Genomic DNA, 15,625 nt, shown 5'->3' on the forward strand with positions numbered 1-15,625 from the left:
AGAACGGCGCGGCGCTCTACCGCCGCCGCCGAACCACCTCCGCAGGTTCCTTCGTCATTGCGGCTCGCTGAAACCGGAGCCGGAGCCGGGCTCGACGAAGCGGCGGCTGTCGCCGGTCATCGTGACGGGGCGCCCCTGGCGGCAGTTGGTCATGCAGGCCTCGTCCGGCGTGTCGGGCCGAGCCTCCAGCACGAAGCCGTCGCGGTTCGGCATCTGCACGCGCGGCAGCGTCTCGCGATTCATCTCCGCGTCGTCCGGAATCAGCTCGTTCAGGAACAGGACATAGGCGGTGATCGCGTAGTACTCGTCGTTGGTCAGGCTCTGCGGCGCCGGATAGGGCATGGCGCGGCGGATGTAGTCGAAAACCCCCGGCGCATGCTGCCAGTAGGAGCCGACCGTGCGGCGCACCTCAGGCCCGCGAAGCGATCCACGGCCGCCCATCAGCGCCGGCCACCGCTCCAGTCCTTCGCCGAAGTCGCCGTGACAGGCCGAGCAGTGCTGCACGTAGAGCTCCTCGCCCTGCTGTGCCGTGCCGCTCCCAGGCGGCAGGTTATGGCCGTCGCCGCGCACGGCGATGTCCCACCCTGCGATTTCCTGCGATGTCGCGGCGCGCCCGATGCCCGGGATCGGCCGCGGCAGCGCGATGCCGCCCGGCGCGGGCCAGGCGACGTCGGCGCGCGTGCGCTCGCCAGACGGGGCTTCGAAGGGGCGGTAGAGCGCGCCCCGCCCCGGCTGTTGCTGCTGCTGCGCCAGCGCGCTTCCGCCAGCCAGCGCGACCGCCATCCCCGCCGCGATCGCGGCGCCCTTAATCGATCTGGACATTCGCCACCGTCCCGTCGCGGTCCACCAGCCAGGTGTGGATGGAGTTCTTGTGGTAGATGCTCTCGACGCCACGGACCCGCCGCAGCGTGTCGAGCGTCGGCTGCACCCGGCCCGCCTCGTCCATGGCGCGGCTCTGCAGGAAGGCCTGGCGTCCCTCCTGCCACTCCCACGGGATGCGGAAGCGCGTGACGGCCTTGGACAGCACGGGCTCCTGTAGTTCCGCGGTGCGCCAGGTGTCGCCGCCATCCACCGATACATCCACGCGCGCGATGCGCCCCGCCCCCGACCAAGCGAGGCCGGAGATCTCGACGAAGCCCGGTCGGCCGCGGAGCGACTTCTCGGGGCAGGGATTGGTGATGCAGGAATTCACCTCGTTGACGAAGGTGAACTGGCGCGAGAGCCCGTCCGGCATCAGGTCGGCATAGGTCCGCGTTTCCCAGCGCGTGAACCAGGGGCGGTCGCCCACCTCGATCCGGCGGATCCACTTGATCCACATGTTGCCCTCGTAGCCGGGCAGCACGAGGCGCGCCGGATAGCCCTGCTGTGGCCGCACCGCCTCGCCATTCTGGCCGAAGGCGATGAACGCGTCGTCGAGCAGCTTGCGCAGCGGGATGGATCGCGCGAGGTGGCTGGCATCGCCGCCCTCCGCCAGCACCCAGGAGGCGCCGGGGCGCAGCCCGGCCGCGGCCAGCAGAACCTTCAACGGCACGCCCGTCCATTCCGAGCAGGACAGCATGCCGTGCGTGTACTGCACGCCCGACATCTGCGCGCCGCGCCATTCCATGCCGCCATTCGCGGGGCATTCCAGGAAGTGGATGCGGCTGACGGAGGGCAGGCGCTTCAGATCCTCGAGCGTGAAGACCAGCGGCCGCTCCACCATGCCGTGGATCATCAGCCGATAGTCGGAGGGATCGATGTCCGGCACGCCGCCATGGTGCCGCTCGAAATGCAGGCCGGACGGCGTGATGATTCCGTTCATCTCCGCGAGCGGCGTGAAGGAGACGGAGGACTGCCGGTCCTGCGTCAGCCAGGGCACGTAGCGCCGTGCCGCGGTTTCGTGCCGGCTTCGCGTGCCATAGGCCTCCTCGATCACGCCGGGGCCGAGGGTGCGGCTCCATTCCGGCTGGTTCGGCGGCAGGTTGTCGGGGTTGCCCGCGGCCTGCGCCCCCTTTCCCGCCGCACCGAGCGCCGCGCCGGCGCCCGCCGCGACGAGCAGGCGGCGTCGCGATGCCGTCATCTCCGGCCTGTTCATGAGTGCCTGGCCTCCTTCGTCTCTCGCGACCGGCGGCGCATCTGCGCCGGTCCGCCGCACCGCCCTCAAGCCAGCGCGAACATGTCCTGCGTGATGCTCTCGTACCAGCCATCGATGCGGAGCGCCTCGAGCCTGCGGTGCTCGCCCGTCGTCGCACCTGGAGCGTGGTTGCGCGGACTTGCGCCGCAGTCTTGTGCGATGCGGCTCATCACCGCGGCGACCGCCGCAAGAAGGCCCGACGCGAACAGGAAAATTCGCAGCATGGCGACACGCCTCCTCCTCACTCGCCTCTTCCTTCTTCGCCGCACTCCGTCGCGGCGCGAGGCAGGATCGCCATGCACTGCCGACCGCAAGTGAGACGCGCCGTCATCGTCATCTATTCCGCTTCGATCGCGACTTCTTTTTCTGCAACGAACACCTCCTCGGCATGGACGTCGGCAAGCTGGCGGCGGCATGATTCCGCGCAGCGATAGAGGGGACGAACGCATGCTGCGCTTCGGTGCACTTGCCCGATCGCCGCACCGCCTCGGCCTTGCGGCCGAGGGGCCCGCCTCGCTCGTCATGCTGGAACGGCACGACTGTCCCTGGTGCCGTCGCTGGCACCGCGAAGTCGGGCAGCAATCCTGGGACCGGTCGAACCTGGGCCAACGGGCGCCGCTGCGCCGCGTGGACGTCGCATCCGGCCTCCCGGCCAATCTCGGCTTCCTGCGCAACTGGCGCTTCACGCCGACCTTCGTGCTCGTCCAGGACGAGGCGGAGATCGGACGCATCATCGGCTACCAGGCCGACCTGTTCTTCTGGCAGCAGGCGGAGGCGCTCATCGCCCGCCTGCCGCAAACCGCAAGGGAGGAGAGACGATGACCCGACGCCTTCTGCTGGCCGTCCTGGCCGCTGCCTCGATCGGCACCGCGCGCGCGGAGGATTTCGCGACCTTCCGCGTCATGTCGCCGCCGCTCGCCCTCGACCTCGCGCGCGCGGCGCTCGAGGCCTGCCGTCAGCGCGGCTTCCAGATTGCGGTCGCGGTGGTGGATCGGTTCGGCGTGACGCAGGTGGTGCTGCGCGACACGCTGGCCGGCGCGCACACGCCGGACACGGCAGCGGCCAAGGCCCGCGCGGCGGTCAGCTTCCGCACCTCGACGGAAGAGCTCTCCGCGGCGACGCAGGCCGGGCAGGTCAACAGCGCGATCCGACACATCCCCGGCTACGTGTTCCTCGGCGGCGGCGTGCCGGTCGAGTCCGCCGGCTCGATCGTCGGCGGCGTCGGCGTCTCCGGCGCACCGGGCGGGGCGGAAGACGACGCCTGCGCGCGCGCCGGCATCAGCGCGGTGGAGGATCGCCTGGCATTCTGAACTCCGGCCCGCTCAGGGCCGGAGATGCACCCAGCCGCGCAACTGCCGCTCCACGATCTCCGGCAGGCCGTTCTGCACCACCGCGATGCCGGGCAGCACGGCCTCCGGCCCCAAGCCGAGCGTGTCGAGCGTGGCGCCGCAGGCCAGGAACTCGATGCCATAGGCCTGCAGGCTCGCCACGCGTTCCGCCACCTGGCTGTCCTCCTTCAGCAGGTGCCGCACGCCGGGGCCGTAGGCGACGACGACGATCTCCACCATGTCCTGGCCGTAGAAGCCCTGGATGTTGATGACGTTCGAGAACACTGCGTTGGCGCGATCCTGATCGCGCTCGCTGATCGACACCACGATGCGCCGCGGCGCGTCGATCGAAGGCTTCGGGTCGGACAGTTCCGTCTCCCGCCGGCCGGCCGCCATCAGCGGCAGCGCGGCGAGCCCCGCGAGAAGTCTGCGTCGCCTCATCGTCCGCTCCCCTCCCTGCTCCAGACCAGATGCGTCATCAGCCGGTCCACCGGTGCGAAGTCGTCCGTCAGCACCGGCACGCCGGAGGCCGCGATGCGCTGTCGCACGACCGCGTCCGGCAGCCGCGCCCAGCCGCGCGACGGGCCGTTCCGGCTGACGATCCGTCCTGCCGGCGTCGGCGTGTCGGAGGCGAGGAGCAGATAGGTAACGCGCCGCCCCTCGGCTTCCGCCATTTCCACCCAGACCTCGACGACAGGGAAATCCATCATGAGCGTGCGGGCCAGGGCGAAGAGGAAGCGCGGCTCCCGCTTGTCCTCCATGACGTTCGCCAGATAGGCGCCGCCCGGCTTCAGCCGCGCGCGCACCGCCTGGTGCCATTCCCGCGTGGCGAGATGCACCGGCATCGCGATGTCGAGGAAGGCGTCGGCCAGGATTACGTCATGGGCGGGCACCGCCGCAGTCGCCTGCAGCGCGACGCGGCCATCCGCGGCGACGATGCGCAGCGCCTCGCCTTCCTCCAGCCAGAAGTCGCGGCGCGCGGCGGCGGACACGGCAGGATCGATCTCGGCGACGGTGAAGCGCCCCCCGGGATGCGCGGCGGCCCAGGCGCGCGGCAGCGTGAAGGCGCCACCGCCGACGAAGAAGGCGCTGGGGCTGGCGGGCAGCCCTCGGTGCGCGACGATCTCGTCTGCGAGGTGCAGGTAAGACTGCACGAGTAGCCCCGGTTCGTCGCGCACATTGGCGCCATGCGCGAGGTGGTCCAGCACCATCAGCCGCGCCGGCTGGCCGACCACGGGCTCGATGTCCACCACGCGGATGCAGAAATAGGCGCTCTCCGCGTCGCACGCGCTGGCGAGCGCCGGCAGCCGCCCGATGCCGAGCGGCAGCAGCAGCGCCGCCGCGACACCCGCCGACGCCACGATGCTCCGCGCGCGCCGCGCCGCCGCGACGGCATGGCCCGCCGCCATCAGCCCGTAGGCCGCCGCACAGGCCAGCATCGTCCCGGTCGAACCGATCCAGGCCACGAAGACGAAGCCCGCAAGCAGCGTGCCCGCGATGGCGCCGAGCGCCGACAGCGCGAACAGCCGGCCGAGCACGCGTCCGACCTCGCCTGCGCGCGCCTCCTCCACCGCAAGCTTCGTCACGATGGGGGAGACGGCGCCGACCAGCAGGCTCGGCAGGAAGAAGCCGGCAATGGCAAGGCCGAGGATCGCGACCAGCGGATGCACGCCTTCCGCGTCGAAGACCGGTGCGGCGAGACGCAGCGCCGGCACGGCGAGCAGGCAGGTGGCGGCGCAGCCCGCGAGCAGCCAGGCGAGCCGCCGATGGCCCGTGCGCCGATCCCCCTCCGCCAGCCTGCCGCCCCACCAATGGCCGAGCGAGAAGCCACCCAGCACCACGGCGATGATCGCCGTCCAGCTGTGCAGCGACATGCCGACATGCGGCGCGAGCAGGCGCCCCGCCACGATCTCCACGACCAGGCCGAGCGCAGAGGCGAGCAGGATCGTGGCGGCATCGCCAAGCGCACGGGGTCGCGTCGCGTCGTTGCCGCGAAAAGTCATTGACGACGTCCTCCGCCGGCGCGATGCAGCGACCTCCGGAGGAGATGCGCATGCTGCTCACGCGCCGTCACCTGGTCGCCGCTGGCCTTGCCCTGCCCGCCGCACTGTCCTCGGCCGCGCGCGCTGCGCCGGTGCGCACCGACCACGGCTTCACGCAGGACTGGTTCCTGGACAGCTTCCTGAACCTGCAGGAGGACCTCGCGGAAGCGACCGCCGCCGGCCAGCGCTTCGCCGTCGTGTTCGAGCAGCGCGGCTGCCCCTACTGCGTCGAGATGCACACGGACCATCTGGCGCAGTCCGAGATCGAGGGCTTCATCCGCCCGCGCTTCCGCATCCTGCAGCTCGACCTGCACGGCGCGCGCCCGGTCACCGATTTCGACGGGGAGGTGCTGGAGGAACGCGCCCTCGCGCGGCGCTGGCGCGTGACCTTCACGCCCACGATGCTGTTCTTCCCCGAGCAGGCGCCGCAGCGTCCGGGCCGTGAGATCGAGGTCGCGCGGATGCACGGGCTGATGCGCAAGCCGGAGTTCCTCGGCCTGTTCACCTATGTCGCGGACCACGCCTATGCCGACGGCACGCAGTTCCGCGCCTGGTGGCAGCGCAGGGGATAGGCCGGCGCTCACCCGAAGTGGCCCAGCTCGGGCCAACGCTCCAGCAGCCAGCCGCCGATCGCCTGGAAGCTGCCGGTCAGCAGCAGGATGCCGGTCAGGATCAGCAGGCCGCCCACCACAAGCTCCACCGCGTGGAAATAGCGCCGGAAACGCCCGACGAAGCGGAGGAAGGGCGTGACGAAGGCGGCGGCGAGCAGGAAGGGCACACCCATCCCGAGCGCGTAGGCGAAGAGCAGCAGCGCGCCTTCCGCCACGCTGTCCTGCGCCGCGGCGATGGTGAGCACGCCGGCCAGCACCGGCCCGACACAGGGCGTCCAGCCGAAGGCGAAGGCGAGCCCGACGACATAGGCGCCGCCCAGGCCGACGGGCCGCGACTGCACCTGCATGCGCTTCTCGTAGTTCAGGAAGCCGATGCGCATCACACCCGCGAAGTGCAGCCCGAACAGGATCAGCACGATCCCCGCCACGACGGCGAGCGTATCCATGTGGTCCGCGAAGAGCCGCGACAACGCGCTTGCGGTGGCGCCCATCAGCGTGAAGACGCTGGCGAAGCCCAGCACGAAGAACAGCGCGGCCAGCATCACTCGCGCGCGGTCGCCCACGACCGCGACCGGGCCGCCCGGCGCCGCGCGCAGCGTCACCCCGCCGAGGAAGCCGAGATAGGGCACGATCAGCGGCAGCACGCAGGGGCTGAGGAAGGAGAGCGCCCCCCCGAGCAGCGCCGCGCCGAGCCCGACCTCCACTCACGCCCCGCGCAGGCGCAGATGCTCGTGCGGCACCGGCCGCACCGGGCCCTTGGCGAGATGCGCCATCAGCACCTCCCACACCGGCGGGCCCTGCACGCCCTCGGCGACCGAGGCCCAGCCGGCGACGGTGTATTCCCGCGTCGCCTCGATGGGCCGGCCGGTGCGGAGCAGGGTGAGGTCGGAGATGCGCCGCCCGGCCGGCGCCGCGACGTCGAGGGTCCAGCCGATGCCGCCGACGCGCACCATGTCGCCGCCCTGCTGGTAGTAGGGATCGGGGTTGTAGAGGTTGTCGGCCACGTCCTCGAGGATTGTCTTGATCTGCGCTCCGGTCATGCGCTGCCGCCAGACGGCAGGATAGGTCATGGCCGTATGGGCCCAGACATCCTCCGCCGTGATGTCGCTGTTCGCCAGCAGCGCGTATCCCCAACGAAAGGCCGGCGAGAGCGCGATCTCCGCGTCCTGGCCTTCCATCAGCGCCGCCAGGATCACGTCGTCCATCGTGCCGTTCAGGTTGCCGCGCCGCCAAAGCGTCGTCTCGGTATGGCCGACGACGCGGGCGAGGTCCGCCGCGTAGGGCGCGCGCAGGCGTTGCACCAGCGCGGTCGTCTCGGCATCGGGCGTGATGGCGTCCGCGAAGACCGGGATCAGCGCGTGCCGGTGCCCCACCACGCGCCCGTCTTCGACGCGCAGGTCGAGGCGCGAGATGAACTTGCCGTGGCAGCCGGAGGCGACGAGCAGCGTATTGCCGACGCGCAGCGCCTCGGGCAGCGCGTCATGCGTGTGGGCGGTGAGGATCACGTCGATCCCCTCCACGCGTCCGGCCAGCTTGCGGTCCACGTCGAAGCCGTTGTGCGAGAGCAGCACGACGAGCTGCGCCCCGTCGTCGCGCGCGGCCTGCACGCGCTCGCGCAGCTTGTCCTCCTTGATGCCGAAGGCCCAGTCCGGGATCATCCAGCGCGGGTTGGCGATCGGCGTGTAGGGGAAGGCCTGGCCGATGACGGCGACCTTGACCCCGCCGCGCTCGAACATCTTCGTATGGTCGAAGACGTCCTCGTTCCACTCGGTGTCCTGCACGTTGCCGGCCAGGAAGGCGCAGGACATGGCCGCCACCAGCTCCTTCACGCGGTCGGCGCCGTAGGTGAATTCCCAGTGGCCGGTGGTGGCATCCGCGGTCAGCGCCTTCAGCGCCTCCACCATGTCGCCGCCCTTCGTCTGCAGCGCGGTCCAGGAGCCCTGCAGCGTGTCGCCGCCGTCAAGCACCAGCGTGTTCCCCGGGCGCTCCGCGCGGATCGCCTTGATCAGCGTGACGATGCGATCGAGGCCGCCCATCGGGCCATAGGCACGCGCCAGCCGGTCGAAATCCACATAGGCCAGGGCATGCGCCATCGGGCTGCCCACCGGGATGCGGTAGTGATCCAGCAACGCCCGGCCGGTGAGGTGCGGCACGACGCCGCGCGCCTCGCCCACGCCGACATTGGTCGTGGCTTCGCGGAAATACATCGGGACGAGCTGCGCGTGCAGGTCCGTGACATGCACCAGCGTCACCTGGCCGACGGCGTCGAAGCGCAGCAGGTCCGCCTGGGTCGGCCTGGTCTGGCCGCGTGCCGGCCCATGCGCGCCCAGCGCCGCCAGCGCGGCGCCGGCGGCCATCAGATCGCGACGTGAAAGCATCGCTCTTCCTCTCAGCGCCGGACGGACGGCGTCTCCACGGGGAGGCCCTGCGCGCGCCAGGCCAGGTAGAACTCGAGGTTCGTGAATTCCTCGCTGCCCATCGCCGGCGGCTCGCCGCGCACGTCGTTGACGCAGCCCTGCAGGCGGAACTGCAGGCTGATCACCCGCTGCTCCTTCAGGCGATAGGTGGGGAAGCCGTTGCTCATGCCCTGGCTGAGCAGGTCGGCGCGCAGCGAGCGGCCGTAATTGTCCTCGTGGCAGGAGCCGCAGCGCATGTCGAGCTGGCCGCGCCGCGTGTTGTAGAACTCCTCGCCGCGATCGAAGAACGGCCGGGCAGGACCGGAGATGTCCACGTTCATCGGCATGCCGCGCGACTGCAGCCCGATGAAGGCGGTCATCGCGTTCAGCTCGCGGCTGTCGATCCGCAGCTCCGGCGCGCCCATCCGCTCCGTGCGGCAGATGTTCACCTGCTGCTCGAGCGTGACGACGCGCCCCTTCGCCGCGTTGTAGGCCGGGTAGCGCGCACGCACGCCGCGCATGGATGCCGTCGCGTCCTGGTGGCAGGACGCGCAGGACTGCCCGGCGGAGCCGGCGGGATGGTTCCAGGCCTGCTCGCCCTCCTCCACCCAGAGGAAGGCGGGGTTCTGGAAGTCGTCGTCCTGGATCGCGAGCGTCTCGGGCGTGGCGTAGTTGCGCCCGCTTTCCGGGCTGGTGATGGTGCGGTGCGGCTCCGGGGCGGGGCCCGGCGCCTGGGCGAGGGCAAGCCCGGCGGCCAGAGCCGCCGCGCCCGCACCCGCGAGAAAGGCCGCGCGGCGCGCCATGGCGCGCCTACTCGGCCAGCCGGACCGCCTGGGTGAGCTTGCGCTGCTCCCCGGCGTCGTTGGTCCAGACCATCTCCAGGTTCCCCGCCCGCTCCGCCTTGAAGGGGAAGGCGATGTAGGGGTTGGCGGAGATCGCCGGATGCAGGTCCATCGAGAACACCGGCTGCCCTTCGAAGGTGCAGGTGAAGCTCTTGATGATGTCGCGCGGGATGATCTGGCCTTCCTGGTTCCGGCGCTGTCCGGTCTCCATGATGTGGGAGATCAGGGTGCGGATCTCGATCACCTCGCCCGCCTTGATCTGGGCGGGAAGCCGCACGCGCGGCTGTCCGATCGGGGCTGCCATGGTTCTTCCCTCCTGCTCAGCCGCCGCAGCCGCCGATGGTGACCTTCACCTCGGCCCGCGAGATGTAGAGCTTGCCGTCGCTCATCTCCGCCACGGCGATCACGTCCTGCGTCTGACCGAGGCGGATGCGCGTGTCGGCCTGCGCGCGGCCCATCGCCGGGCTGAAGCGGAAGGTCGCGACATCCGGCGTCGGGTTCTTGTCGGCGAAGACGTGCACGGCCTTGACGTGGTCGGCCGCCGTCATCGGGCTCTCGACCGTGACGGTCAGCGGCACCGTGTTGCCGTTCTCCGCGATCGGCGGCAGGCGGAGCTGGACGCGTCCTTCCTCCGGCGTGCGCTCGCCGATGATCTTGCGGATCGCCGCCGCGGTGGCCGGCTCCATCTGCGCCGCGGCCGGCTTGGGCAGCAGCGACAGGCCGACAAGGCCCGCCGCCGCCGCGAGCGCACCGCGGCGACCCAGTGTCGTCGCCTGCATCATGGTCTCTCCTGTCCCGTGTGTTGTCATCGCAGCGTCAGCAGGTAGGCGAGGATGTCCTCCACCTCCTGCGCCTCCAGCATGGGCCTGCCCGCCCAGTCGCGGCGGACGCGGTTCAGCCCCTCGACGCGGTAGTAGGAAGGCATGTTGCTGTCGGGGTTGATGCGCTTCGTGTCCACGATGCGCAGGCGCAGCTCGCCCGGCTCGTAGCGGTCGGCGACGCCGGTGAGCGGCGGACCGAGGTTGCCCTGGAAGTCGGCCGAGAGCGGCAATTCGTGGCAGGTCACGCAGTTGCCCTTGGAGCGGTCGAGCGCGAGACGCTGGCCGCGCTCGGCATTGCCCGGCGTGTCCGTCAGCGGGCGGGGGATCGCCTGGTCCACCACCTCGAACGGGACGAGGCGGACCGGCTCGCGTGCCGCCGTTTGCGCCACGGCCTCGGTGAACGGCGCCGCGCACGCGATCGCCACAACCAGCAGCAGACTGCCTCTCAAGGCGCCCTCCTCCCCGATCACGTCGCGCGGCGCGGTCGCAAGGACGAACCGTGCCGCCGCACCCAAGCCCCGCATGACAATGCACCGCCGCTCGGCCACGCCGCGGCGGACACGCAGGGGCGCATTCGCCCGGCTCATCCGACGGTGTCGCAAGGGCGCCGCACGAGCCCGGCCACGAGCCCCGAACGCTCGGGTGCAGGTGGCTGCATCGCGCGCTCCACCGCCTGTGCGATCGGTCGCAGCCGCTCGCGCGGCAGGAAGGCAGTCACGGCGTGCAGGTGCCGCCCATCCGACCAGCTGTAGGTGACGAGGCCACCCGGTTCGTCGGCGCAGCGCATCGGGCGCGGCACCGGGTCATGCGCCGGCCGGCGCCAGACGGAGACGGCGATGCCATCCGGGTCCACGAAGAGCAGCATCGCCGAAGGGCGGGCCTGGGCCGGCAGCACCCATGCCACCTCGAGCGCGAAGCCGAAGCCGGAGAGATCGGGCAGCGGTATCGCCTCCCCGAGGTGCTCACGCAGCCAGCCGGTGATGTTCGTGTCGCGCGCCGAAGCCTCCAGCCGGGTCGGCCCCTGCGCGATCAGCCGGTGCAGCGCGGTCGGCGCGGAGGGAAGCTCGGCGGGCACCAGGTTGGCCTGGAGCGTGCCGCGCATGGTCCAGCCGAGCCCGGCGCCCGCCAGCAGCAGCAGGACCACCGCCGCCGCGATGCGCCCCCATGCGAGGGCCGCCCGGCGCCGCGCCGCGCGCAGGGTCTCGATCCGCAGCCGCGTGGGTATGGGCTCGACCGCCTTGAAGGCCAGGGCCGCCCGCAGCGCATCGCGCTGTGAAGCGAAGGCCCGGACCCGTGCGGCTTCCTCGGGCCGCTCGGCAAGGTAGCGCTCCACGGCGGGCGCCCGCATCGGGTCGAGCCTGCCATCCACGAAGGCGTGCAGGTCGTCCTCGCCGATCGGCGCCTGGGGATCAGAGCGCATGGATCAGACCACCCGGCGCAAGGGAACGACGCCCGCAGGCCGCCCCTCGCCAAGCCGGCGCAGCCTTTCCCGCGCGCGGGAGAGACGCGACATCACGGTGCCGATCGGCACGGCGAGCACCTCCGCCGCCTCGTCGTAGGCAAGGCCCTCGACGCCCACGAGCAGCAGGACCGCGCGCTGTTCCTCCGGCAAGGTGTCGAGCTGATCCAGCACCTCGGCGCAGTGCACCGAGGCATCCGCGCCGCCGACCGGGGTGGCGATCTCCCCGAACTGGGCGACCTGCTCCAGCAGCCGCGCACGCCGGGCCGAGCGCCGGCGGCCGGAGACGTAGAGGTTGTAGAGGATGGCGAAGAGCCAAGCGCGAAGGTTCCCATCCGCATGTCGTCGGTGCCAGGCGCCAAGGGCGTGCTCCAGGCAGTCCTGCACCAGATCGTCGGCCTCATCGGCGTTGCGGGTCAGGGACCAGGCAAAGCGGCGCAGGGCGGGCACCAGCACCTCCATGCGCCTGTCCCGGTCCGCCACAGCCTGCCTCCCCATCCGCGGTTCGCTTCGCAGCGACGCCGTTGTCGAGCATGAGACGCGCGGGCCGGGCGATCTATTCCAACCTTCGAATGCGCCAGCCGGTGCGATGCGGAATCACGGCCGCCGGCAGCTGTCTGCCCTGAGACCAGATGGCGTGAAGCGATCGCCGGCTTTCCTTCCGGAAGCCCGCGGCAAGCCGCGGTCGCGCTGCCCACTGGGGAAGCTTCGCGGTGCCGTTACCGCGAGCGGCTGAAGGCTACCGCGGCGCGCCGGACCGGCGTCTGGTCCTCCGCCGAGACACGCGCGGATGGCGCCCTGGAAGGCCTCCCGGTCATCCTGCGGCGCCCCGCGCCCGGGGACGCCGAGGCGACAGCGGATCGGGACGGAGATCGGCCGCCGCGGCTCACCGCGGCTCTGTAACGCGGATCGGCCGTATGCCCCGCGGCGTCCCGTCCGCCATCGCGGTGACGCAGGCTTCGGCGGCGGAGGCGGGGATCACCCGCTCCGGCGTCCTGCCCATGCCGCCCGCCACGCCGGCGAGCGCCCGGCACAAGGCGCCGAGGCGGGCGGTGGCGTCCTGCCGCGGGGCCTGCCCGCCGAGCGCGAAGGCGGCAGCGCCGTCGCCCAGCGCGACCGCGGCCGCATATTGCAATGCCTCCATGCCGGAGGCGCCGGCGAGTGGTGCGGCCAGGAGGTCCAGCATGGCCGTGCTGCCCGGGCCGTAGCCGATCGCCACCACCAGGCCGCTTCCCATCACCTGCTGCATCGCGGCCAGCGCGTCGCCCGCGCCGGCGATGACGCCGTCCGTCGTGGCCGTTTGGCCGGCGCACGTGGTGGGCGCGACCTCGAGCACGGCCGCGTGCTCATGGAGCAGCGTCGCGATCAGGGCGTCGCGGACGGTATCGCCGGCCGGCTGCCTGCTCGCCGGCTGCATGCTCAGCAGCACGACGGCGCCGTCGCCGGTCCGCCAGCCTTCCGGCAGTGTCAGCAGCATGCCGTTGCGGCAGGGCCGCACCGCTTCAGCGGGGGGATCGAGCAACTGGTAAGTCGCGTATTCCTGGGCGAGGGCAGGCGGCGCGGCCAGGCCAGCCGCAAGCAGCGCCGCGCCGAGGCGGGTTGGCGTCATCGGTGTCCTCCTGTCATGCGATGGGCCGGGCCGGGCCGGCGTGTGCGCGGCTCATCTCCGGGCGATCGGCAGGCAGCAGATCCCGGACGACGCGCGCGAAGCGGACGAACAGGGCCCGGTTCACCGCGCCGGCACAGGCGTGCCTGGGCAGCCGCCGCGCGCCTGTCCCGGATCCGTCGGGCACCCTTGTGTCGGTCCGTATCGCGCATGGCTGGCTGCTCCGATGGCCAGACACTTGCACGCCCGGGCAGGGGCAGGACTTGGGAAGCGGCGCCGTCCCGCATTCGGCTACCGGATCCGTCCGGCCCTTGCCGGATCTGTCCGCCGGCCCCCTCGCGCTTCCCGCTGGCGCCCGGCGGCGGCATGCGTAAGAATACAATAATGTGCAGTGACCGGATCGGTTCCGCTGCCGCGGGGTTGGAGACCTTCACCGTCGTTCGCGCGAACGACACGGCGGAACTCGATGCGCGCTCCCGCGTCAGCGACCGCCTGCCGGGCCGCGGCCGCGACTACCGCTATCGGCTACGCGACCGCGCGCTCTGGCACAGGCGGTTCGAGGCTCCGATCTTCACACTGGCGACGCGCAGCGCCGGCTCCATCCTGGTGAGCCATGGCGAGAGCCGCTTTGCGACCGAGGTGGCGATCGAGGGCGAGAGCGATCTCCTCTGCCTCACGACCATGCTGCGTGGCGACGTGACGGTGATCCAGCAGGGCGAACCGGCGAGCGGCACGCTGTCCTGCGGCCTCGTCTTCAGGCCCGGCCACGGCACAGGCGTCGTGACCAGCGACGACAGCCTGCGCACCAATGTCTTCATCAAGGCCGTCGAGGTGGAGAACGCGCTGGAGCACATGCTCGACGCCCGGCTTCGCAAGCCGCTGGAGTTCAGCCCCCACCTGGATTGGACCAGGGGACTCGCCGCGAGCCTGCGCTTCCAGCTCGACTTCGTGATGCACGAGTTCGGGCGGCCCGATGGGGTGGCCGACAACCCCGTCGCGCTTGCCTCGACGACCGACCTGCTCGCCGCCTTGATCCTGCGCGCGACTCACCACAACCATTCCGGGATGCTGGAAGCCGGGCGTGGCGTCGCCGTGCCGGCCTATGTGCAGCGCGCGGAGGAGTTCATGCGCACGCATTGCGACACGCCGATCCGCATGACCGACATCGCCGCGGCGGCCGGCTGCAGCCTTCGCACTCTGAGCGCCGTGTTCCGGCATTTCCGCGACCGGACCCCGCTAGCGGTGCTGCACGGCATCAGGCTGCAGCAGGTGCATGCCGAGCTCAGCCGCGGCGAGAGCGGCACGACCCCCGGCGCGGTCGCGCGTCGTTACGGCTTCTCCAATGCCTCCCGCTTCGCCGCCGCCTTCCGCCGCCGGTTCGGCGAAGCGCCCGCCGAGGTGCTGCGGCGCGCATCGCGGCCCTGAACTGTCTGCATCCCCCCTGGCGTTATCGACGAACGGTGTCATCTGGTCGCCGGGTTCGTCCCCTCGGCCATTCGCCAGGAGTTGCGCATGAACAGCACGCCCGACTACGTCCCGCCGCCCGTCTGGACCTGGAACAAGGCCAATGGCGGGCGCTTCGCCAACATCAACCGCCCCGTCGCCGGCCCGACGCATGAGAAGGAACTGCCGGTCGGCCGCCATCCGCTGCAGCTCTACTCGCAGGGGACGCCGAACGGCGTGAAGGTGACGGTGCTGCTGGAGGAACTTCTCGCGCTCGGTCACGCCGGCGCCGAATACGACGCCTGGCTGATCCGCATCGGGGAGGGCGCGCAGTTCGGCAGCGGCTTCGTCGCCGTCAATCCGAACTCGAAGATCCCGGCCCTGCTGGACCGCAGCGGCCCGCAGCCGGTGCGCGTCTTCGAATCGGGCGCGATCCTGGTCTACCTGGCCGAGAAGTTCGGCGCCTTCCTGCCAGCATCGGGTCCGGCGCGGGCCGAGTGCCTCTCCTGGCTGTTCTGGCAGATGGGCAGCGCGCCCTATCTCGGCGGCGGCTTCGGGCATTTCTACGCCTATGCGCCGACGAAGATGGAATACCCGATCGACCGCTTCACGATGGAGGTGAAGCGCCAGCTCGACGTGCTGGACCGCCGCCTGGCGGAGAGTGCGTTCGTCGCCGGCCCCGACTACACCATCGCCGACATGGCGATCTGGCCCTGGTATGGCGGCCTGGTGAAGGGGTGGCTCTACGGCGCAGCGGAGTTCCTCGACGTGCAATCCTACCGCAACGTGGTGCGCTGGGCCGATGCGATCCATGCGCGCCCGGCGGTGCAGCGCGGCCGCATGGTCAACCGCACCTCGGGCGAGCCCTCGAGCCAGCTCTGGGAGCGGCACGACGCCGGCGACTTCGAGACGAAGACGCAGGACAAGCTGGCCGGCGCCTGACCGTGTCTCTGGCCGGAGGCCG

19 protein-coding genes are annotated in these 15,625 nt (G+C 71.3%); 5 read left to right on the forward strand and 14 right to left on the reverse strand.

What is annotated here, in order from left to right; translation table 11 throughout:
- Positions 1 to 54: 54 nt before the first annotated feature.
- The 3 genes from DFH01_RS10855 to DFH01_RS10865 form a co-directional block, all read right to left on the reverse strand.
- Positions 55 to 822 (reverse strand): c-type cytochrome, encoded by a 768-nt coding sequence (locus tag DFH01_RS10855; protein WP_109870446.1) that lies wholly within the window; start codon positions 820 to 822, stop codon positions 55 to 57.
- Complete coding sequence (soxC, locus tag DFH01_RS10860; RefSeq protein WP_233256063.1) at positions 806 to 2,074, reverse strand: sulfite dehydrogenase; 1,269 nt, start codon at positions 2,072 to 2,074, stop codon at positions 806 to 808. The genes DFH01_RS10855 and soxC overlap by 17 nt, the downstream gene beginning before the upstream one ends.
- 65 nt (positions 2,075 to 2,139) lie before the next feature.
- Positions 2,140 to 2,337 (reverse strand): FCSD flavin-binding domain-containing protein, encoded by a 198-nt coding sequence (locus DFH01_RS10865; protein WP_109870447.1) that lies wholly within the window; start codon positions 2,335 to 2,337, stop codon positions 2,140 to 2,142.
- Between the two features lie 223 nt (positions 2,338 to 2,560).
- On the opposite strand from DFH01_RS10865, the gene DFH01_RS10870 reads away from it, so the two are divergent.
- Complete coding sequence (locus DFH01_RS10870; RefSeq protein ID WP_199231197.1) at positions 2,561 to 2,935, forward strand: thioredoxin domain-containing protein; 375 nt, start codon at positions 2,561 to 2,563, stop codon at positions 2,933 to 2,935.
- The gene (locus tag DFH01_RS10875) at positions 2,932 to 3,423 is read left to right on the forward strand and encodes a GlcG/HbpS family heme-binding protein (protein WP_109870448.1); all 492 of its coding nucleotides are present in this window, start codon (positions 2,932 to 2,934) and stop codon (positions 3,421 to 3,423) included. The genes DFH01_RS10870 and DFH01_RS10875 overlap by 4 nt, the downstream gene beginning before the upstream one ends.
- A gap of 12 nt (positions 3,424 to 3,435) precedes the next feature.
- Here DFH01_RS10875 and DFH01_RS28135 read toward each other — a convergent pair whose 3' ends face one another.
- Positions 3,436 to 3,882: a DsrE family protein gene (locus tag DFH01_RS28135; RefSeq protein WP_158287710.1), complete on the reverse strand. Its 447-nt coding sequence runs from the start codon at positions 3,880 to 3,882 to the stop codon at positions 3,436 to 3,438.
- Positions 3,879 to 5,444: a fused MFS/spermidine synthase gene (locus tag DFH01_RS28140; RefSeq protein WP_158287711.1), complete on the reverse strand. Its 1,566-nt coding sequence runs from the start codon at positions 5,442 to 5,444 to the stop codon at positions 3,879 to 3,881. The genes DFH01_RS28135 and DFH01_RS28140 overlap by 4 nt, the downstream gene beginning before the upstream one ends.
- Positions 5,445 to 5,494: 50 nt before the next feature.
- Between DFH01_RS28140 and DFH01_RS10885 the strand changes: the two genes are divergently transcribed.
- A complete protein-coding gene (locus DFH01_RS10885) occupies positions 5,495 to 6,055 on the forward strand; it encodes a thioredoxin family protein (protein ID WP_158287712.1) in 561 nt (186 codons plus the stop codon).
- Positions 6,056 to 6,063: 8 nt separating this feature from the next.
- Here the strand turns inward: DFH01_RS10885 and DFH01_RS10890 are convergent, their stop codons facing one another.
- The 9 genes from DFH01_RS10890 to DFH01_RS28145 all read right to left on the reverse strand — a co-directional run bounded on the left by DFH01_RS10890 (position 6,064) and on the right by DFH01_RS28145 (position 13,221).
- Positions 6,064 to 6,798 carry a cytochrome c biogenesis CcdA family protein gene (locus tag DFH01_RS10890; RefSeq protein ID WP_109870450.1) on the reverse strand — a complete coding sequence of 245 codons (735 nt, stop codon included), beginning with the start codon at positions 6,796 to 6,798 and terminating at the stop codon, positions 6,064 to 6,066.
- Positions 6,799 to 8,472 (reverse strand): thiosulfohydrolase SoxB, encoded by a 1,674-nt coding sequence (gene soxB, locus DFH01_RS10895; RefSeq protein WP_109870451.1) that lies wholly within the window; start codon positions 8,470 to 8,472, stop codon positions 6,799 to 6,801.
- An 11-nt stretch (positions 8,473 to 8,483) separates the two neighbouring features.
- Complete coding sequence (gene soxA / locus DFH01_RS10900) at positions 8,484 to 9,293, reverse strand: sulfur oxidation c-type cytochrome SoxA (protein WP_109870452.1); 810 nt, start codon at positions 9,291 to 9,293, stop codon at positions 8,484 to 8,486.
- 7 nt (positions 9,294 to 9,300) lie between these two features.
- Positions 9,301 to 9,636, reverse strand: coding sequence for a thiosulfate oxidation carrier complex protein SoxZ (gene soxZ, locus DFH01_RS10905; protein WP_109870453.1), 336 nt, complete (start codon positions 9,634 to 9,636; stop codon positions 9,301 to 9,303).
- A gap of 16 nt (positions 9,637 to 9,652) precedes the next feature.
- A complete protein-coding gene (soxY, locus tag DFH01_RS10910) occupies positions 9,653 to 10,111 on the reverse strand; it encodes a thiosulfate oxidation carrier protein SoxY (protein ID WP_109870826.1) in 459 nt (152 codons plus the stop codon).
- Positions 10,112 to 10,137: 26 nt separating this feature from the next.
- A complete protein-coding gene (gene soxX / locus DFH01_RS10915) occupies positions 10,138 to 10,602 on the reverse strand; it encodes a sulfur oxidation c-type cytochrome SoxX (RefSeq protein WP_199231199.1) in 465 nt (154 codons plus the stop codon).
- A gap of 134 nt (positions 10,603 to 10,736) precedes the next feature.
- Positions 10,737 to 11,573 carry an anti-sigma factor family protein gene (locus tag DFH01_RS10920; RefSeq protein WP_109870455.1) on the reverse strand — a complete coding sequence of 279 codons (837 nt, stop codon included), beginning with the start codon at positions 11,571 to 11,573 and terminating at the stop codon, positions 10,737 to 10,739.
- Between the two features lie 3 nt (positions 11,574 to 11,576).
- Complete coding sequence (locus DFH01_RS10925) at positions 11,577 to 12,074, reverse strand: sigma-70 family RNA polymerase sigma factor (RefSeq protein WP_233256064.1); 498 nt, start codon at positions 12,072 to 12,074, stop codon at positions 11,577 to 11,579.
- 424 nt (positions 12,075 to 12,498) lie between these two features.
- Entirely contained in the window at positions 12,499 to 13,221 is a 723-nt protein-coding gene (locus tag DFH01_RS28145) for a hypothetical protein (protein WP_158287713.1), read from the reverse strand.
- A 381-nt stretch (positions 13,222 to 13,602) separates the two neighbouring features.
- Between DFH01_RS28145 and DFH01_RS28150 the strand changes: the two genes are divergently transcribed.
- A complete protein-coding gene (locus DFH01_RS28150) occupies positions 13,603 to 14,643 on the forward strand; it encodes a helix-turn-helix transcriptional regulator (RefSeq protein WP_158287714.1) in 1,041 nt (346 codons plus the stop codon).
- An 87-nt stretch (positions 14,644 to 14,730) separates the two neighbouring features.
- Positions 14,731 to 15,603: a glutathione-dependent disulfide-bond oxidoreductase gene (gene yghU / locus DFH01_RS10940; protein WP_109870459.1), complete on the forward strand. Its 873-nt coding sequence runs from the start codon at positions 14,731 to 14,733 to the stop codon at positions 15,601 to 15,603.
- Positions 15,604 to 15,625: the final 22 nt, after the last annotated feature.

Source organism: Falsiroseomonas bella (assembly GCF_003173615.1).
Taxonomy (GTDB): Bacteria; Pseudomonadota; Alphaproteobacteria; order Acetobacterales; family Acetobacteraceae; genus Falsiroseomonas; species Falsiroseomonas bella.